This is a genomic window from Spirillospora sp. NPDC127506 (assembly GCF_040302145.1).
GTDB lineage: Bacteria > Actinomycetota > Actinomycetes > Streptosporangiales > Streptosporangiaceae > Spirillospora.
Genome location: NZ_JBEORG010000030.1, coordinates 89,730 through 108,112, shown reverse-complemented (window position 1 = coordinate 108,112; position 18,383 = coordinate 89,730). Strand labels below are relative to the sequence as shown.

The window sequence follows — 18,383 nt, the reverse complement described above, 5'->3', positions numbered from 1 at the left end:
TGAACGTCCCCGCCCGGCTGGCGCGCTCGGCCCGCCGCCTGATCCTGCACCTGCCCCGCAACTGGCCCTGGGCCGACGCCTGGCGGCAGTTGTTCGACACCCTCCACGCCCCACCCGACAGCCGCTGACCTGCCGTTATCCACCGCCCGAGCGGGCCCGACCGGAACCGAACACGTGGAAAAGCTGGACAGACCAGCCGATCACCCCTGCCCACAGGCGGCCGATAACTCGACCGTCCTCCCGAAAAGACCGAGAGATCGACCTCGATTCACCATCGGTGGATCGAGGCTTAGCCGGCGGGGTCTTGGAGGGGGTGGCGGGTGGTGTTCGTGTCGGGGCGGAGGGCGTGGGCGCAGGTCAGGAGTTGCTCGGCCAGCGACTTGCGGGCGGCGGTGTCGAGCTCGGCGAACATGACTGCTTCGATCTCGTCCAGTTCCCGGTCGCAGCGGCGCAGGACGTCCAGGCCGGTGCCGGTGACACGGGCGCGCAGTACGCGTCCGCCGTCCGGATGCGGATCGCGGCGGATCAGCCCGCGCCGCTCCAGGTCGCGGATGACCAGGTTCATCGCCTGCGGCGTGACGAAGGCGATGCGGGCCAGTTCCGCCGACGACGGCCCGTCGCGCAGGCGCAGCTCGCTGAGCGCCATGTACTCGGTCGTGGTGAGGCCGTGCCGGGCGAGCGCGTCGTCGAGATGGGCCCGGATGCGTCGCTCCAGCCTGAACACCAGGTAGCTCACGCGCGGGTGCGGTGCACCGGCCTGCCGGGCCGATGGGGGAGTGCGGCGGTCGGTCACCGGAAGACCATACCCCCCGCGCCCCAGGGCGGCCGTGAAAGTTTTCATGAATGCGGAACGCGGATCTTGATATCAAGGGCCTTGATACCTGCGGAAACTCGTTTTCCGTGATTTGATCTGCCGCCCGCCGAAGGCGGAGCGTTGACGATGATCTACGCCCCTCCTATATTTCGGCAATTGATGGCGCGTCCGACAAAAGTCGGGGCGTTATGTATCGTGCCCGAATTGAGGAGGGCGGATGAAACGACTCATGGCCATGCTGGCCGGTGCCTGCGCGGCGATGCTGTGCGCGGTCATGACGGCCGTGCTGCCGGTACAGCACGCGGCCGCGGCCGGCCTGACGCAGGTCACCGGCTTCGGCGACAACCCGGGCAATCTGCAGATGTACGTTTACGTGCCCGACACGGTGCGGGCGTCGCCGGCGATCGTGATGGCGCTGCATCCGTGCGGCGGTTCGGGGCCGGGATTCTATTCGTCCAGCGAGTTCGCGTCCCTGGCCGACCGGTACGGATTCTTGGTGATCTTCCCGTCGGCGTCGAACAAGAAGTTCAACTGCTTCGACAACTGGTCCGACGCGTCGAAGGTGCGCGGCGGACGCACCGACCCGGTCTCGCTCATGTCAATGATCACTTATGCGGAGCAGCGCTACGGCGGCGACCCGGACCGGGTGTTCGTGACCGGCAGTTCCTCGGGCGGCATGATGACCAACGCCATGGCCGCCCTGTACCCGGAGGTGTTCAAGGCGGGCGCGGCGTTCATGGGCGTCCCCTTCGCGTGCTTCCCCAACGAGGACGCCTACCAGCCGGGGGGCAACGCCTCCCCGTGCGTCGGCAAGACCGCGCAGCAGTGGGGCGACATAGTGCGCCAGGCGAACCCCGGATACCAGGGGCCCTGGCCGCGGATGCAGCTCTGGCACGGCACCGACGACAACGTCGTCGCGTACGCCGAACTGGCCGAGGAGGTCAAGCAGTGGACGAACGTGCACGGCCTCAGCACCACGCCCACCTCTACTGACACCCCGCAGTCCGGCTGGACGCGGCAGCGGTTCGCCGACTCGTCCGGCAGCGCTCCGGTCGAGGCGATCACGGTTTCCGGCGCCGGACACAGCCTGCCGATGGCCGGCATGGCGGAGTACGCCGTCGAGTTCTTCGGCCTCGCCTCCGGCGGCCCCACCGAGCCCCCGCCGTCCGACTTCACCTGCCAGGTCGCCTACACCGCCAACACCTGGAACAATGGCTTCACCGCGAACATCGGCATCACCAGCACGACCGCCGTCAACGGCTGGACCCTGACCTGGGACTGGCCAGGAGACCAGCACGTGACCGGCGCCTGGAACGCCGACGTGTCCCAGTCCGGCGCCCGGGTCACCGCCCGTAACGTCTCCTACAACGCCACGATCGCACCCGGAGCCGCCACCACCTTCGGGCTTCAGGGCACCTACAGCGGAACGAACACCGCACCGACCGAGTTCACCCTCAACGGCACCCCCTGCGCGACGAGTCAGTAGCGCGAGCGGGGCCGGCGCCTCGTGACGCGAGAAGCGGGCCCTGCCGCTCGGCAGGGCCCGGAGCCGGGCACCGCGAGACGCGGTGCCCGGCCGTGCCGTTCGTTCAGCTTGAGATGGCCACGGTGCAGGTGCTGCCGTTGAGGGTGAACTCGGTGGGCGCCTGCGCGTTGCCGGTCTGGGTGGCCTGGAACCCGATGCCGGTGGAGGCCCCCGGTGCGAGGGACCCGTTGTAGCTCATATTGGTGGCCGTGACGCGACCGCTGTTCGGGCTGAACGTCGCATTCCACCCTGAGCTGATGGTCTGTCCTGATGGCAGGGTGAACACCAGGGACCATCCGTTGATCGCAGTGTCGCCCGTGTTGGTGATGGTGATGTCCTCGGTCATTCCGCCGGACCAGGCGTTGACCTTCGCGGTGACGCGGCAGGAGGCCGTCTCGGGCGGCGGGGGAGAGGTGTCGCCGCCGTCGTCCAGGCCGAAGAAGCGGATCGCGTAGGCGGCCATTCCGGCATGCGGCAGGTCGTGGCCGGCGCCGGCGACGGTGAACGCCTCGACCTGCGCGGTGCCGGACGGGTCGGCGAACCGCTGCCGCGTCCAGCCGGACTGCGGGGTGTCAGTAGAGGTGGGCGTTGTGCTGAGGCCGTGGACGTTCGTCCACTGGTCGACCTCTTCCTGCAGGTTCGAGTAGTTCAGGACGTTGTCGTTGGTGCCGTGCCAGGCCTGCACGCGCGGCCGGGGGCCGGTGTAGCCCGGGTAGGCGGCGCGGACGAGGTCGCCCCATTGCCCCGGCGTCTTCCCGCCGCACCCGCTGGGCCCGAAGCATCCGTAGGGGACGCCCGAGAAGGGCGCGCCGGCCTTGAACACGTCCGGGTTGACCGCGAGCAGGTTGTTGGTCTCCATCGCGCCGGACGAGAAGCCGGTGGCGAACACCCGCTGCGGATCGCCGCCGTAGTGCTCCTCGACGTAGGTCACCATCGACACGATCGACACCGGGTCGCTGCCGCCTCCGTGGTGCAGCGCCGCGTCCGACCACACGTCGAAGCAGTTCGAAAAGCCGTTGTAGCTGTGCAAAGCCTGCGGATAGACGACGATGAAGCCGTACCGGTCGGCCAGCGACGCGAATTCAGTGCCCTGGTAGAACCCGGTGGCCGTGCCGTTGCAGCCGTGCATCGCCACCAGGATGCCCGGATGTGCCTGCACATTGTCGGGGACGTAGACGTACATCTGCAGGTTTCCGGGGTTGGCCCCGAAGTTGGACACCTGGGTCAGCGCCGCCGCTGAAGCTCGCGGCGCGTGCGCCACCACCACGCACAGCGCGGCCGCGACGACCGCGGCGGCGATGCCGGCGAGCAGCCGAGTGATCCGTGTCACCGTACACTCCTTTCCGAATGCCAGTTCATCTGTCGGCGGGTGGACGCCGTCTGCACACTTATTCGCCGGCGCCGGGCCGCGGGCGCCGGCAGAGGTTTCCCGCTAAGAAGCGGCATTGAATTGCCACCAGTTCACGTTGAACAGATAGCCGCCTCCGCCGGTGAATTTGAGGTACAGATCGTGGGTTCCGGTCGCGCCGCTCACCGGGCAGGACACGCTCGTCCACGACTGCCACCCGCCGGTGACCGGCACGTGGCAACTGCCCACGACCTGGCCGGAGGGGCCGTCGAGACGCAACTCGACGGTGCCGCCGCTACCGGCGGAGGCGACTCGCGCGGTGAAGGACGCGGCGCCGGAGCCGAAGGCGACGCCCTTGACCTTGATCCAGTCCCCGTTCTCGATCCACCCGACGTTCATTCCGCCTTCGCTGGAGGGCTCGGTCTCGATGCCGGACTCCCAGGCGATCGTTTCGGCTTCCTGGCGCACATAGGGATTCAGCGTCCCCACCTGCGGCGCCCCCGCGGCGGTCATGTTGATCGTCGGGAAGCCGCCATCGGCGTTGTAGGTGAACTTCTCCACGGCGACCGAACGGGTGAAACCGCCGCCGCCCGGCAGGGCGCCGTTGTGGTAGAAGAAGTACGAGCCTCCGTTGAAGTCGATGACGCCGGGATGGTTGGTGAAGCTGCCGCCCTGCGTGGGCATGATCGTTCCGCGGTAGGTCCATGGGCCGGTCGGGCCGGGCGCCGTCGAATAGGCGATGAACTCGGAGCAGCATTTCGCCGCGAAGACGAGGTAGTAGAGGCCGTTCCGCTTGTAGACCCAGGGGCCCTCTTCGAAGAGGGTCGGACGATTCGGGTCACCGGTGCGGGTGCCGAACCCGGCGGTGGTGAGAGGGATGCGCGTCGGGCCGCCCGAATAGGAGGTCATGTCGGGGTTGAGCCTCACGTACCACAGGTTCGGGTTCCCCCAGTAGAGATATGCCTGCCCGTCGTCGTCGATGAAGACGGTGGGGTCGATCTCGTTGTTCTCCACCAGGGGATGCCCGAGGGCGTCCCTGAAGGGCCCGGTGGGGCTGTCGGAGACCGCCACCCCGATCGCGTATCTGCCGGTCGCCCTATTCGTGACGGGCACGTACCAGTAGAACTTGCCGTTTCTGGAGACGACCTGCCCCGCCCAGGCGTTGGCGCTGGCCCAGCTGAATGTGGCGAGGCTCAAGGGGGAACCGTGATCGGTCCAGTTCACCATGTCGGCTGACGACCAGACCCGCCAGTCCTTCATGGTGAACCAGGTGGAGCCGTCTTCGTCATGTCCGGTGTAGAGGTAGACGCGGCCGTTGTACACGAGCGGAGCCGGGTCGGCGGTGTAGACATGCTGGACGATCGGGTTGTCCGCCCTGGCCGCGGCCGAAAAGAGTGCTGTGAAGCAGAGCAAGCCGACTATTGCTGCGACGGTGCGCGCCGCTGTGCGGCGGAGTAGGAAGCTCACGGTGGCTCTCTCGGGTAGTAGGAATGGACGTCGCTGGATTTGACCGTCCGTATCGTCGGCCCAGGCCGTTCGGATTGCTGCGGCGGTGAAGTCGAATGTTATCGCTAACATTTTCCGACAAGGTGCCGCCCTGCTTAACGGAACAAGGTGGCCGGCTCCGGAGGCTCGGCGCTCCAACTTCTGGTTTGCTCAGACGATAGAGCGGTCGGCAGCGGCCCAGAGCGCTTCTTTCATGGTTTTCATGAATCGGCGGTCGGTGGTCGCTTCGAAAAGATGTCGCCGCAGATCTGCGGTACCTCAGCGTCAAGGCTCTTGATACGCGCGCCGGTCGATCGCACGTTTTGGAACGCTCTCACGACTTTCCGCCCCGGTCGGCCGGGTCCCTCGCTGTGCCTGCCTTTGGTTGCGCGAACATCCGGGCGCTCCCATGCGGGTGATTGGGTGCGCATCCGCGCGACGGCGTCCCTGGCGGCCGGGCCGCATTCCGCGGCATCGCCGCCGGCTAGCTAGGGCGTCGAGGACGAGTCGCCGCGGAGCTTGGCGTCCGGGCGTCCCGCAACGCGTCGCCGGCGGTGCGGGGGTACGGCCACCGCCCGTCGTCCGCGTCCTGCGGGCGCGCACGGTCGCGGCGGTGGCCGTCTCATGCCCCGGCCTCTAGCGGGCGGGGATTCCCGAGGGTGGCTGGAGTGCTACGGCAGGTGCCACTGCTGGTTGTTTCCGCCGTTGCACGTCCACAGGATGAGCTGGGTTCCGTTGGCGGTGTTGTGGTTGGGGTCGTCCAGGCATTTGCCGGAGGCCGGGTTGACGAGCTGCCCGCTGACCGCCTGCCACTGCTGGTTGGCGCCGTCGTTGCAGGGCCACCACTCGACGAGGGTTCCGTTGCTGTAGTCGGCGCCGGTGATGTCCAGGCAGCCGCCGTCGATGGTCAGGGTTCCGTTGCTGTTGACCGTCCAGTTCTGCGCGGCGGCGTAGCCGTTGCAGTCCCACATCTGCACCTTGTTGCCGGGTGTCGCCGCGGCGTTGTTGTTGTCCATGCACTTGGTGCTGTCGACTCCGGACGTGATCGGCCCGGTCCGCGAGCCTCCGGTGCCGGTGGCGTAGCCGGCGGCGACGATGTTGGCCTGGACGGCGTTCTCCGTGGCCTCCGACGGGTAGCCCGAGGTCATGACGCCCTCGTAGAAGGTGCCCGCCGAGCCGATGCTGTTGTCGCCACCGGTGCCGAGGATGATGGCGCCCTCCTTGCGCATCGGGTTGTAGCCGGGGACGTTGGGCCGAGGCCCGTTGTAGTAGGTGGAGAGGCTTCCCGACTGGGCGTTTCCGGCTCGGATCGACCAGTGGTTCGGCTCACCCTTGATGATGGCGGTGAGGAACCGGTGGTTGACGGTCGGATCGTTGGAGTTGTATCCGGCGTTGACTCCCGAGAAGAGGCCGTTCTCCAGGTCGGCCATGACCCACGGGCCGGGGCCGGTGCCGTAGCCCCACACCTTGATGTTGCCGAAGTAGATGGCCTCCATCGTGCCGTTGCCGTTGTCGCGGCTGTTGGTCTCGGCGTTGCCGTAGTCGAAGCAGCAGCCACCGTTGTAGTGGGTGCCGTCGAAGATGGCGTACATGCCTTCCGGCTGGTCGCCGGTGGCGACCCCGTTGGTGTGGTTGTTCCGGTATCCGGTGCCGGGGGCCACGTACACGCCGTAGGCCTTGTTGCCGTGGATCGTGATCGGCGCCGCCTTCGCGTCCGCCAGGTTGTCGTATCCGCCCGGGGCCGGGCCGGAGAACCCGCCCGGGGGCGCCTGAGTGAGGTGGTTGCCGCGGCCGGACTGGTCGTAGATGACGGTGATGAGGCAGTTGGTGCCGGCGCAGAACGAGTCCTGCGCGGCGGCGTCGGCGTAGCCGCCCGCACTCAGCACGCCGATGTCGCGCGTGGCGTTGTCCGATGAGCGCCGCACCTGGTACAGAGGTCCGTTGTACGCGCCGTACAGTGCCCGGGTCGTGCTGTGCGCGGCCACGCAGGGCGTGCCGCCCGCGGCGTAGATGTCACAGGGCTGCGACGTCGCCGCCGAGGCCCCGGTGACGGCGAAGCCGGTCAGTTGACCCGCGACGAGGACGAGCGCGCCGACCGCGACGAGCAGCGCCTTTCTCCAGTGGATCATGGGGAGCGGGTACCTTTCTCGGTCGATCGGGAAGTGTTAGCGCTAACATTTCGCCGGACTCCAAGGCGGGATCGATCGCCGGTGGTTAGCCGGAGTAAATAACGCGATGGACCCACCGTCAAGAGCCGATTGGCGCCCGGTTCGGCGCGGAGGAAGCTTTCGCAGTTCAGCCGCCGTGCTCTCGGCTTCAGGTGAGCGGACGGCTGGGATCTTCTGCGGTGTGTCCGCGCCCGGACCGCCATGAAAGGCGATGAATCCGGGCTTTCTCGTGGTCCGGACGGGCCGTTAGCGTTCGTCCGGCGCTCCCACGCGACCCGAGGAGGTACGCATGCGGGTGAGAGCCCTCATCGCACTCGCCGCCGTCGTGACCGGGTTGTCCGTCGCGACCCCCGCGCACGCGGCGCAGGTGACGACCTGCAATGGCGACGACACCGTCACGCTGCAGGGCGGTGAGTACATCTACCAGCAGAACGAGTGGAATTCCAGTGCGACGCAGTGCGCCGACGTCGACACGTCGAGCGGTGCCTGGACCATCACGCAGACCGGTTACAGCCTGCCCACCAACGGCGCTCCCGCCACTTATCCGTCCACCTTCAAGGGCTGCCACTGGGGCACCTGCACGGCGAACAGCGGCCTGCCGATCCAGGTCGCCAAGCTGGGCAGCGCCAGGAGCTCGTGGTCGACCACCCAGGTGGCCTCAGGCGCGTACGACGCGGCGTACGACCTCTGGTTCAACTCCACGCCGAGCACCGGCGGGCAGCCGGACGGCACCGAGCTGATGATCTGGATCAACAGCCGCGGCGGCGTCCAGCCGTTCGGCTCCCGGACCGGCACCGTCGACCTCGCCGGTCACTCCTGGGAGGTCTGGACCGGCGACCAGACCTCCTGGAAGATCATTTCGTACGTGCTGCGGGGCGGCGCGACCTCGGTGTCGAACCTGGACGTCAAGGCGCTGATCGACGACTCGGTCGCCCGCGGCTCCCTCAATCGCGACCACTATCTGCTCGATGCCGAGGCCGGCTTCGAGATCTGGCAGGGAGGCCAGGGGCTGGCGACCAACAGCTTCTCCTTCACCGCCGCCGAGGGCACGGATGACGGAGGCGGAGACGACGACGGCGACCCCGGCTCCAGCTCCGGCTGCCAGGCGAGCTACCAGGTCGCCAACGACTGGGGGAGCGGGTTCACCGCCTCGGTGACGGTGACCAACACCGGCACCAGCGCCACCCACGGCTGGAAGGTCACCTGGTCGTACGGCGGCGGGCAGACCGTGTCCAACGCCTGGAACACCGCGCTCACCCAGTCCGGGAGCGCCGTGACCGCGGTCAACATGCCCTACAACGGCACGATCGCCCCGAACTCCTCGACCTCGTTCGGCTTCCAGGGCGCATACTCCGGAAGCAACCCCGCGCCGACGCTCACCTGCACCGCCAGTTGACCGTCATGTTCCGGCCCGGGCCCCGGTTCACCGCCGGCGCCCGGGCGTCGGGTCGGACGGGCCGCAAAACGACCACTCGCCATTTTCCGCCCCCAACGCCGGCGCTTGCCGTGCCCTTGCGAGATGCGGGCCGCTCTTCGGAACTAGGGTCGTGGCATGCGCCAGATGCCGTCGTCGGACATGGTCAGCCTGATCTCCTTTCTCGCCGTTCTGCTGATCTTTTTCAGCATTGATGTGCGTTCGAGGGGCTCGGCGACCTCGAAGCCTTGGCACGCCCATCTCTTCGAATGGGCGTCTCGGATCGGCGGGGTCGCGACGGCTCTGGCGCTGACCCTGGGATGGGTGGACCTGTTCATCCCGGACCAGCGCAATGTGATCCATGTGATGTTCGTGGCCGTCCCCGGCTCGCTCGGGGTGCTGTGCGCCATCGTGCTGGGTCTGGAAATGCTCTGGCAGCGGTGGGAGCCGTCGTAGCCCGCCGCCGCAGCCCTTTCTTCAATGCGCGGGCCTCAATGCGCGGGCCTCAATGCGCGGGATGGCCGGGCCGCGGTCGTTGTCGCCCCGCACAATGATCACCGGAAAGATTTGAGGGCCTGCCAGTTCATCCTCGTCCGCGCGGACAGCATCATGACGGGGGTCACGTCCGTTCCCCCCGCCGGGGCCGTCCGACAAGGATCGTCATGCGCACCCCCCGTACGTCCGCAGTCCTGCTCGGCGCCACCCTGCTGGCCGGCATGCTGACCGCGCCGCCCGCCCTCGCCGACGCCCCGGACCGTGCCCCCGTCACGGCGCCGCTGACCACCACGCCGCGGCTGGCGACGGCCGCCAACTTCCGCGACCTCGGCGGGTACGCGACCGCCGACGGCCGCCACGTGCGCACCGGCGTCGTCTACCGCTCCAACTCCCTGGCCCACCTGTCGGCCGCCGACCAGCAGACGCTGCTCGACCTCGGCATCACCCTCGACGTGGACCTGCGCAACGCCAAGGAACGTTCGGACGACCCCGACCTGCTGCCCGCCGGGATCGCCTACAAGGTCGCCGACGTCGAGGACCTGACCCACGGGATCTCCTTCGCCAACCCGGTGCTGGGCAGCCTGCTGTACGGGCTCCTGATCGGGCTGGTGACCGGGTCGTCCAACCTCGGCCAGTCGATCGCCTACCCGTTCATGGTGGACTTCAGCGGTGCGAGCCGCGCCTACCACGACCTGCTCACCTCCATCGCCGCCAACCCCGGCGCGACGGTCTTCCACTGCACCGCCGGGAAGGACCGGACCGGCTGGGGCGCCGCGGTGCTGCTGACGATCCTGGGCGTCCCGAAGGCGACGGTGTACCAGGACTACATGGCCAGCAACACCTACCTCGGCCGCTCCGACGCGGTGGAGTCCGCTTGGCTGGACGAGGCGTTCCATGAGGTCGACCGGGCCTACGGGAGCTTCGACAACTACGTCCGCAACGGACTGAAGCTGAGCGACGCCACCGTCGCGGCGCTGCGCGCCCGGCTGCTGACCTCCTGACCCCCGCATCGCGGAGCCGCGCCGCGCGGAACCGGTCAGACGATCAACCATGCGCGTCACGCGATCAACTGCGGGGGCGCGGACGCGGCGACGCTGGGCGCATGTCAACACCTCAGTCGTCGCAGTCGTCCACCGGCACTGTGCCGCCCAAGTCCCCGCCGGAGACAGGCCCCCGGGCGAACTGGTCACCGATCGTCGCGCTGGCGGCCGGGATCGCGGTGCTCGTCGCCAGCGAGTTCCTGCCGGCGAGCGTGCTGCCCGTGATGGCCGCCGATCTCGGGATCAGCGAGGGCACCGCCGGCCTCGCGGTCGCGGCGACCGCGGTCGCGGGCGCGGCCACCGCCCCCAGCATCGCGGTCCTGCTGCCGCGGACCGACCGGCGCACGGTCCTGGCCGGGCTGCTGGTCGCCGCGCTCGCCGCGAACCTGGCGGTGGCCGCCGCCCCGGGCTTCGCGGTCCTGCTGCTCGGCCGGCTCGTCCTCGGCGTCGCCATCGCGGGGTACTGGTCGTTCGCGTTCGGCGCCGGCACCCGCGCCGTGCCGGGACGCGACAGCACGGTCTCCACGTCCCTCGCGCTCGGCGTCACCGTCGCGACGATCGGCGGCGTCCCGCTGGCGTCCCTGCTCGGCGACGCGGTCGGCTGGCGCACGGTGTTCGGCATCGCGGCCGCCCTCAGCGCCGCCGCGGCCCTGGCCGTGGCGGTCACGCTGCCGCCGGTGCCCCCGCATCCGGCGGCCGGGGCGGCGATGATGCGGGCCGCGCTCGCCAACCGGTGGCTGATGGCCGGGGTGCTCGGCGTGGTCCTGGTCGCGTTCGGCAACTTCGCCGCCTACCCCTTCATCAGGATCGCGATCGAAAAGGTCGACGCGGGCGCCACGGTGTGGCTGCTGCTCGCCTGGGGCGTGGGCGGGATGGCGGGCAACCTCGCCGCCGGACGGTTCTCCGGGCGGCTGCGGGCGGTGGCCGCCGCGGCCCCGCTACTGCTCGGCGCCGGACTGCTGGTCACGGCGACCGCGCCGTCCCTGCCGGTGCTGGCCGCGGGGATCGTCGTGTGGGGCGTGGCCTTCAACATGGTCCCGGTCGCCACCCAGCTGTGGGTGACGCGCGTCGCGCCGGACCGCGCCGAGTCGGCCCTGTCGTTGCAGGTCACCGCGTTTCAGGTCGCGATCACGCTGGGGTCGGCGACGGGCGGCGCGATCCTGGACGCCCGCGGCGTGCGGACCGCCCTCCTGGTCGGCACGGCATTCGCCGCGGCGGCCGGGCTGCTCTTCGCCGCGCTGCGCGTCCCGCGCGAGTGACACGTCCCGCCAAGCCTGCGGCGCGAGGCCGTGGTGGGACGAGAACGCGCGGCTGAACGCGGCGGTGGAGCCGTACCCGACGGCGGACGCGACGTACTCCACCGGACGCGAGACGTCCCCGAGCAGCCGGCGCGCCTCCCGCATCCGGACGTCCCGGAGCACCTCCGCGGGTCCGCGGCCGAGCGCGCGGCGGAACCGCTCGCCCAGCGCGGAACGCGACAGGTGGACGAGGCGCGCCATCCGCTCGACGGTCCACGGCTCCGCCGGCCGGGCGGTCACCGCGGCCACCACCGCGGCCACGGCCTCGTCCTGCTGCTCCGCGCCGCCGCCCTGGTCGTCCTCCCAGGAGGCGGTCATCGCGGCGCCGACCAGGCTGCCGTAGCCGACGGCGAACAGGGACGAGCGGCACGCGCGCTCGAGCGGGCACTTCGCGACGAGCGCCATGATGCAGGCGTGCCGGTTGCCGAAGCCCCGGACCACCAGCGGGCTCGGCAGCCGGCGGACCGGGACGGCCATGTGCAGGTCCGCGACGACCAGAACGGACTCCTCGTGCCGCTTCGACGCGGTGAGCCGGTGAGCGGTGCGGGCATCGACGAGGACGGCGTCGCCCTCGGCGAGCGACTGCGTCTCGGACGCCGTCTCAAGCACGACCTCACCCGCCAGCACCAGCGCCCACAGCGGGGCGGGGCGGTCGGTGAGCGCTGCGCCCGCCGGCAGCAGGACGTGGTCCATGCCGGACATCTCCCACGCCGGTTCCGGAGAGGAGGTTCCTGCCTCGTCTGCCCGTGAGATATCTACGATGTTCGCCACGTGGGCTTGAAGCACGGACACGACGGCGGCCTATTCCCGCGCGTCCAGGAGGGACGTCCGAGGAGCGACGCATCTTCCGGAGCAGTATCAGCGCCGCACGTCCCGACCCGTTCCGCGCACGACGAACAGCGCCAGGATCGGCAGGACGGCGCCGGTCCACAGCACGCTCGTGGTGACGATGCCGTTGACGGCGAAGCCGCCGATGAGCGCACCGAGCGCTATGGACAGGTTGAACGCGGAGACGTAGAGGGAGTCGGCCGCCTCGGTGGCGTCCGGTGCGGCGTGGAGTATCCAGGTCTGCAAGGTGACCGGCACCGCGCCGTAGCCCAGGCCCCACAGAACCAGGACGGCGCCCGCCGCGGGACTGACTAGTTAATTAGCTAATTGCCATAATCCCTTCGTGATCGACGTGGGCCTGGTCAAGGCGCTGGCCAACGACAAGCGCCTGCTGATCCTGGAGTGGCTGCGCGACCCCGAACGGCATTTCCCGCCGCAGCGCGACGGGGACCTGGTGCGCGACGGGGTCTGCTCGCTGCTGATCGCCGAGAAGCTCGGAGTCAGCCAGCCGACCTGCGGCGCGCATCTGAAGATCCTTCATCAGGCGGGCCTGCTCCGAGCCAAGAAGATCAAGCAATGGGTGTTCTACCAGCGCGATGAGGACCGCATCGCGGAGATCAAGGAGTCGTTGAGCGGTGACTGGTGAGTACGGCGATGTCGCGGTGCCTGCGCCGCCCCTGGCTCTGTACGACCGTCTGATAGCGGACCTGGAGGCCGCGGGGGCGCGCTACCGGCTGATCGACCACGCGCCCGAGGGACGCACCGACCTGGTCAGCGCGCTGCGCGGCAATGCCGTCGCGCACGCGGCGAAGTGCCTGATCGTCATGGTCAAGATCGGCAAGAAGCAGACCCGGTACGTGCTGGCCGTGGTGCCCGGTGATGCCCGCCTGGACCTGCAGGCCGTGCGGGAGCTGCTCGGCGGGACCTATGTGACGTTCGCGGGCAAGGACAAGGCCGAGGAACTGGCCGGCAGCCCGAGTGGCACCGTGCTGCCGTTCAGCTACCACCCCCGCCTGGAACTCGTCGCGGATCCGGCCCTGCTCGACGTGCCGGAGCTGTTCTTCAACGCCGCCCGGCTCGACCGCTCGATGGCGCTGGCCACCGACGACTACGTGCGCGTGGCGGCGCCCCGGACGGCACCCATCACCGTCCCGGCCTGACCGCCCCGAACACGAGCAGGACGAGTTCTTCTTCGTCCTGGACGGCCTGTTCCGCATCGAGCTCAACGGCGCCGACACCGTCGAGCTCGGCCCACGCCAGGCGTTCACCGTCCCGGCGAAGATGCTGCACCGGCCCGTCGTCCCCGTCCGCAGCGCCGTACTGATGATCGAGAAGGCGGGCGTCGTCGCCACCGGCGACTGACCGGCGGAGACGGTGCCGCGGGGGAGATCGGTTTCAGGCGTAGCGCTCGACGAAGTCGAGCGTGGTCTGGGCGACCTCGGGCCAGGCGTGGTCAATGGTGAGGGAATGGCCCCGGTTCGGCATCTTCATGATCTCCGTCACGGCTGGGTTGCGCCTCTGCCGCTTGTAGGCGGCGTTCGCGATCGCCCAGGGCACCGTGTGGTCCTTCTCCCCGTCGATGATCAGGAGGGGGCCGCGGTCGGGGTTCGTCGTGTCCGCCTTCGCCTCGGTCCACGGGTTCAGGTTCGCGTTGCCCATCTGCATGAGAGCGGTCCCGGACCCGGCGACGTGGAAGGTGTCGTAGAGCTCCCGCGCCTCCTCCTCGTCCAGTGCGTTCGCCCAGCCGTAGAGGAACTGGTCGAACGTGAGCGTGATCGCGCGGCCGCGCGTGCGCGGGTCGATCAGGAAGGAGCCCACGCCCTTGAGCACCGACGCCGGCAGCGGCAGGACGCCGCGGAAGATCCCGGGGTCGATGGCGACCGTGGCCGCCGAGAGGCCGTTCCCCGCGAGCATCTCGGCCAGCAGGCCCCCGGTCGAGTGCCCGACGAGGACCGGCTTCCTGTCCAGCGCGTTGACGACCTCGGTGGTGTGATCGGCGATCTGCTTCAAGGTCTTCTTGGCGAGGACGTCGGGATTCGCCCGGGCCTCTTGCACCGTTTCCGGATCGTCCGGCCAGTCGGGCATCAGCGGCGCGTAACCCGCCCGCCTGAAGAAGTCCGCCCACGCGGCCCAGCTGCTCGGCAGCAGCCAGAGGCCGTGGATGAAGACGACCGGGGTGTCACCCGAGGCGTTGGCGGCCTCGATCTCCCGGCTCTCCCTCTCTGAAATAGACATCGTTCTTCGCCTTTCTCCGGGCGGATGAAAACCCGCCTCGATTGCGGTCATTGCGCCCGGCCCGGTCGCCGTCCAGGTCGGTGGAGCCGCGGTCGCCCGGACTATTCCGCTCGTGCGGGACCTGGTGGCCGCGCCGATCAGGTGACACCCCCTCCCCTGGACGGGAAGTGCATAACCTCGGACATGGCAAGGTTTGCCAGATATATGGCGAAATCTGCTTTGCCTCATATGCCGCGCGGTCTGTCACGGGGGGCCACCACGCCGAGGGCGGCGAGCCGGACGAGCGGCTGCGGCGGCCGCCGCGCCGCCGAGGCCGAGTGAAACCGCGCGGGGCGGCAATACCGGAGGTACGTCCCCCCGGAGGTCCGCATGGTCTGGCTCGGAGTCGTCCTCGTCATCGCCGGTGCCGTCCCGGCGCTCGCCATGGACGGTGACCTGGGCGGTGTCGACGCAACCGCGGCGGGGGCGGCCGCGGTGGCCGCCGGTGCGGTCCTGCTGGTCGCGGGCATCCTGCGGCTGCGCGGGCGCCGCGGCGGACCGGCCGGCACGGCCGCGCGGGCCTACTACCGGACGCCCACCGGCAAGATCGTCGCGATGGTGGTCGCGGTGGTCTACATCGTCTCCCCGGTCGACCTGATCCCGGACGTCTTCCTGCCGTTCGGCGTCGTCGACGACGCCACCGCCCTCACCTGGCTGCTGTTCGCGCTCGGCCAGGAGTACACGCGCCGCAACCGCGCGGGCCGCCGCGCCCCCTGACGGCCGCTCAGGACGGTCGGGCGCCGTTCTCCTCCGCCCCGGCCGCCCGCCGTGCGGAGTGATCCGCGCGGTAGCGGGACGGCGCGGTGCCGTACTGGTCGGCGAACGCCCGGCGGAGCGTCTCGGCCGTCCCGAACCCGCAGCGCCGCGCCACGCTCGCGATCGGGTACGCCGTCGTCGCCAGCAGGTGGGCGGCCGCTTCGGTGCGGGCCTTGCGCACGTAGCGGCCCGGGGTGTGCGCGAGGTGCCGGAGGAACAACCGGGTGAGGTGGCGTTCGCTGACCCCCGCCAGCCCGGCCAGGGCGGCGGTGCTCAGGTCGCCGTCGAGGTTGCGGGCGACATGGTCGGTGATCCGCCGGACGAGGCCGTACTCGTGCTGCGGTGCGGCGGCGACGAACATGCTCATCTGGGCCTGGTCGCCGGGCCGCTGCAGGTACGTCACGACCAGCTGCGCCACGCCGCGGGCCAGTTCCGGCCCGTGGTCGTCCTGGATGAACGAGAGCGTCAGGTCGAGCGCGGTGGTGACGCCCGCCGAGGTGGCGACGTCGCCTTCGCGGATGTAGATCGGGTCCGGGTCGAAGGTGACCTCCGGGTACTGCGCGGCGATCTCGCCGGCCCACATCCAGTGGGTGGCGGCCCGCTTGCCGTCCAGCAGGCCGGCCGCGGCCAGCACGGCGGAGCCCGTGCACACGGACGCGATCCGCCGGCTCTCCTTGGCCAGCCGCCGCACATGCCCGACGAGACGGGGGTCGGCGGCGGCCTCGCGGTAGCCGAGCCCGCCCGACACGATCAGCGTGTCCAGGGGGCCCTTGAGCCGTTCGAGCGCTTCCTGACCCTGCAGCGTCATCCCGTCGGTGCAGGTGATGGGCCGCCCTCCGGGGGTGGCCAGGAGCACGCGGTAGGGCGGGGCGGCGCCCCAGTTCGCCTCGTTCAACGTCGACGTCACGCAGGCGATGTCGAGCAATTGCGCCCGGTCGTATCCGACGACCACCATCAGCCGTTCGTCCACCCTCGGGACCCTATGTCGGCGTGACAGGAGTACCAAGTATCCGGACATCATGGTCCTGTTTCATTGCCGCCCGCGGACCGGCCCTAAAGGGTGGAGGCATATCCGGAGGGCATGCGAACGCCTTCCGGGACTCGATCCTCGAAGGAGCACTGCGATGTCCGAACTCCGTGTGCAGAACTTCGCGATCTCGCTCGACGGCTTCGGCACCGGTGCGGGCCAGGCCCCCGACGCCCCGTTCGGGCACGCCGGCGAGCGCCTGCACGAGTGGATGTTCACCACCCGGTTCTGGCACCGGATGGGCGGCGGCACGGGCGGGAGCACCGGCGCCGATCACGCGTTCGCCGCGCAGCACGAGTCCGGGATCGGCGCCGAGATCATGGGGGCCGGCAAGTTCGGCCCGCCCGGCTGGCAGGACGACCCCGGCTACCGGGGCGCGTGGGGCGACGACCCGCCGTTCCACACCCCGGTCTTCGTGCTCACGCACCGGCCGCGGCCGCCGGTCGAGATGGAGGGCGGCACCACGTTCCACTTCCTGGACGCCCCGCCCGCCGAGGCGCTCAAGCTGGCCCGCGAGGCGGCCGGCGGCCGGGACGTGCGGCTGGGCGGCGGGCCCTCGGTGATCCGGGACTTCCTCGCCGAGGGACTGGTCGACCACATGCACGTGGTGCAGGTCCCGATCGTCCTCGGCCGCGGCGTCCGGCTCTGGGACGGCCTGGAGGCGCTGGAGGAGGCGTTCGACATCGAGGCGGTCTCGACGCCCTCGGGCGTCACGCATCTGACGTTCACGGCCAAGAACCGGTGACCGTGGTTCAGTGGGTGGGGCCATGGAAGTGATCAGAACCGCCGACGTCCCGGCGGGAGAGCGATTCGCCTTCTGGCACGAGCTCAATTCCAAATTATGGGCACCCTACGACCTGGGCTGCGACCCGCGGCTGGAACGCCGGTTCCGGGCCCAGGTCGGGATCAGCGACTTCGGCCCCGTCCAGGCGACGCTGATCACGACGATGCCCCATTCGATCCACCGCACGCCCAAGCTCATCCGCCAGTCCGATCCGGAGGTGTTCAAGCTGGGCTGCTTCGTGCGGGGCGCCGGCGTGAAGGACCAGGACGGCAGGCGTGTGGACCTGGGCGTCGGGGATCTGATCCTCTACGACACGTCCCGCCCCTACCTGTGCGAGTTCGCGCCGGACATTCCGGAGAGCCAGGTGCTCCTGCTGCGGTTTCCGCGCACGCTGCTGCCGTTCCCGGAGCACGAGCTGCGGCGGCTGACCGCGGAGCCCATTCCGGGCGGCCGCGGCGTCGGTGCGCTCTCCTCGCAGTTCATGCTGCAGATGGCCCGGCACCTGGACGAGCTCAGCCCGGCCGAGACCGCCCGGCTCTCCTCGCTGGCGATCGACGTGCTGACCGCGGCGCTCGGCAACGCGCTGGACCGGCAGAGCGACGTGCCGCAGCCGACGAGGCGGCGGGCGCTGACGGCGCAGATCCGCGCCTTCATCCAGGCGAACCTGGGCGACGCGGACCTGACACCCGCCGCCATCGCCGCCGCGCACCACATCTCCCTGCGCTACCTGCACAAGCTGTTCCAGCAGGACGGGCAAACGGTCGCCGGCTGGATCCGCGCGCGCCGCCTGGAGCGGTGCCATCGCGACCTGGCCGATCCCAGCCTGGCGTCACGCCCGATCAGCGCGATCGCGGCCCGCTGGGGATTCACCAGCCCCGCGCATTTCAGCCAGGCGTTCCGCAGCGCCTACGGCCTTTCACCGCGCCAGTTCCGCCAGGAGTGCGCGACAGTGCACGCAGGCTGAACAAGAGTGCGCTGACGCCTAACGACACGCTCGGCCGCAGCCTGCACCCTCGTATGCGGCAAGGCTGAGCTGTGATCAGTTCCTAGGAGTGGGTCGATGCGACCTGTCGTCATGCCCCGGCCGGAACCCGGCGGGACCGTACCGCAAGGGGAGACCCGAACCT

The 18,383-nt window shown here is 69.8% G+C and carries 18 protein-coding genes and 1 pseudogene; 11 read left to right on the top strand and 8 right to left on the bottom strand.

The features are described from left to right. Positions 1-289 precede the first annotated feature (289 nt). Positions 290-793, bottom strand: a complete 504-nt coding sequence (locus ABTW95_RS25765; RefSeq protein ID WP_500227616.1) for a MarR family winged helix-turn-helix transcriptional regulator — start codon at positions 791-793, stop codon at positions 290-292. A gap of 238 nt (positions 794-1,031) precedes the next feature. Between ABTW95_RS25765 and ABTW95_RS25760 the strand changes: the two genes are divergently transcribed. Continuing rightward, positions 1,032-2,300: an extracellular catalytic domain type 1 short-chain-length polyhydroxyalkanoate depolymerase gene (locus tag ABTW95_RS25760; RefSeq protein WP_500227615.1), complete on the top strand. Its 1,269-nt coding sequence runs from the start codon at positions 1,032-1,034 to the stop codon at positions 2,298-2,300. 103 nt (positions 2,301-2,403) lie between these two features. Here the strand turns inward: ABTW95_RS25760 and ABTW95_RS25755 are convergent, their stop codons facing one another. From ABTW95_RS25755 to ABTW95_RS25745, 3 genes are all read right to left on the bottom strand, one after another. Beyond that, the gene (locus ABTW95_RS25755; RefSeq protein WP_500227614.1) at positions 2,404-3,669 is read right to left on the bottom strand and encodes an extracellular catalytic domain type 1 short-chain-length polyhydroxyalkanoate depolymerase; all 1,266 of its coding nucleotides are present in this window, start codon (positions 3,667-3,669) and stop codon (positions 2,404-2,406) included. Between the two features lie 102 nt (positions 3,670-3,771). Further along, complete coding sequence (locus tag ABTW95_RS25750) at positions 3,772-5,154, bottom strand: glycoside hydrolase family 43 protein (protein ID WP_500227613.1); 1,383 nt, start codon at positions 5,152-5,154, stop codon at positions 3,772-3,774. 689 nt (positions 5,155-5,843) lie between these two features. Then, positions 5,844-7,301, bottom strand: coding sequence for an arabinofuranosidase catalytic domain-containing protein (locus ABTW95_RS25745; RefSeq protein ID WP_396455187.1), 1,458 nt, complete (start codon positions 7,299-7,301; stop codon positions 5,844-5,846). Between the two features lie 328 nt (positions 7,302-7,629). On the opposite strand from ABTW95_RS25745, the gene ABTW95_RS25740 reads away from it, so the two are divergent. The 4 genes from ABTW95_RS25740 (at position 7,630) to ABTW95_RS25725 (ending at position 11,548) form a co-directional block, all read left to right on the top strand. Next, on the top strand, positions 7,630-8,736 hold the full coding sequence (locus tag ABTW95_RS25740) for a glycoside hydrolase family 12 protein (protein ID WP_500227612.1): 1,107 nt from the start codon (positions 7,630-7,632) through the stop codon (positions 8,734-8,736). Positions 8,737-8,892: 156 nt separating this feature from the next. After that, a complete protein-coding gene (locus tag ABTW95_RS25735) occupies positions 8,893-9,210 on the top strand; it encodes a hypothetical protein (RefSeq protein WP_500227611.1) in 318 nt (105 codons plus the stop codon). 206 nt (positions 9,211-9,416) lie between these two features. After that, on the top strand, positions 9,417-10,250 hold the full coding sequence (locus tag ABTW95_RS25730) for a tyrosine-protein phosphatase (RefSeq protein WP_396453194.1): 834 nt from the start codon (positions 9,417-9,419) through the stop codon (positions 10,248-10,250). 101 nt (positions 10,251-10,351) lie between these two features. Further along, positions 10,352-11,548, top strand: coding sequence for an MFS transporter (locus ABTW95_RS25725; protein WP_396453196.1), 1,197 nt, complete (start codon positions 10,352-10,354; stop codon positions 11,546-11,548). An 18-nt stretch (positions 11,549-11,566) separates the two neighbouring features. On the opposite strand, the pseudogene ABTW95_RS25720 reads toward ABTW95_RS25725, so the two are convergent. Together ABTW95_RS25720 and ABTW95_RS25715 are read right to left on the bottom strand one after the other, a co-directional pair. Continuing rightward, positions 11,567-11,788 (bottom strand): annotated as a pseudogene (locus ABTW95_RS25720) (helix-turn-helix transcriptional regulator); the annotation flags it as partial. Between the two features lie 657 nt (positions 11,789-12,445). Then, positions 12,446-12,673, bottom strand: coding sequence for a hypothetical protein (locus tag ABTW95_RS25715; RefSeq protein WP_500227610.1), 228 nt, complete (start codon positions 12,671-12,673; stop codon positions 12,446-12,448). An 85-nt stretch (positions 12,674-12,758) separates the two neighbouring features. Here ABTW95_RS25715 and ABTW95_RS25710 point away from each other — a divergent pair, with 85 nt between their 5' ends. Genes ABTW95_RS25710 through ABTW95_RS25700 form a run of 3 tightly spaced genes read left to right on the top strand, consistent with a single transcriptional unit; the run spans position 12,759 to position 13,777 of the window. Beyond that, a complete protein-coding gene (locus ABTW95_RS25710) occupies positions 12,759-13,061 on the top strand; it encodes an ArsR/SmtB family transcription factor (RefSeq protein WP_500227609.1) in 303 nt (100 codons plus the stop codon). Next, positions 13,051-13,575, top strand: coding sequence for a YbaK/EbsC family protein (locus ABTW95_RS25705; RefSeq protein ID WP_500227608.1), 525 nt, complete (start codon positions 13,051-13,053; stop codon positions 13,573-13,575). The genes ABTW95_RS25710 and ABTW95_RS25705 overlap by 11 nt, the downstream gene beginning before the upstream one ends. Positions 13,576-13,612: 37 nt before the next feature. Next, positions 13,613-13,777, top strand: a complete 165-nt coding sequence (locus tag ABTW95_RS25700) for a cupin domain-containing protein (protein WP_500227619.1) — start codon at positions 13,613-13,615, stop codon at positions 13,775-13,777. Positions 13,778-13,810: 33 nt separating this feature from the next. Here the strand turns inward: ABTW95_RS25700 and ABTW95_RS25695 are convergent, their stop codons facing one another. After that, positions 13,811-14,650 carry an alpha/beta hydrolase gene (locus tag ABTW95_RS25695; RefSeq protein WP_500227607.1) on the bottom strand — a complete coding sequence of 280 codons (840 nt, stop codon included), beginning with the start codon at positions 14,648-14,650 and terminating at the stop codon, positions 13,811-13,813. Between the two features lie 369 nt (positions 14,651-15,019). On the opposite strand from ABTW95_RS25695, the gene ABTW95_RS25690 reads away from it, so the two are divergent. Continuing rightward, a complete protein-coding gene (locus ABTW95_RS25690; RefSeq protein ID WP_500227606.1) occupies positions 15,020-15,406 on the top strand; it encodes a YkvA family protein in 387 nt (128 codons plus the stop codon). Between the two features lie 7 nt (positions 15,407-15,413). Here the strand turns inward: ABTW95_RS25690 and ABTW95_RS25685 are convergent, their stop codons facing one another. After that, positions 15,414-16,415, bottom strand: coding sequence for a GlxA family transcriptional regulator (locus tag ABTW95_RS25685; RefSeq protein ID WP_500227605.1), 1,002 nt, complete (start codon positions 16,413-16,415; stop codon positions 15,414-15,416). Between the two features lie 154 nt (positions 16,416-16,569). Here ABTW95_RS25685 and ABTW95_RS25680 point away from each other — a divergent pair, with 154 nt between their 5' ends. Beyond that, the gene (locus ABTW95_RS25680) at positions 16,570-17,217 is read left to right on the top strand and encodes a dihydrofolate reductase family protein (RefSeq protein WP_396446536.1); all 648 of its coding nucleotides are present in this window, start codon (positions 16,570-16,572) and stop codon (positions 17,215-17,217) included. 22 nt (positions 17,218-17,239) lie between these two features. Continuing rightward, complete coding sequence (locus ABTW95_RS25675) at positions 17,240-18,220, top strand: helix-turn-helix domain-containing protein (RefSeq protein WP_500227604.1); 981 nt, start codon at positions 17,240-17,242, stop codon at positions 18,218-18,220. Positions 18,221-18,383 lie beyond the last annotated feature (163 nt).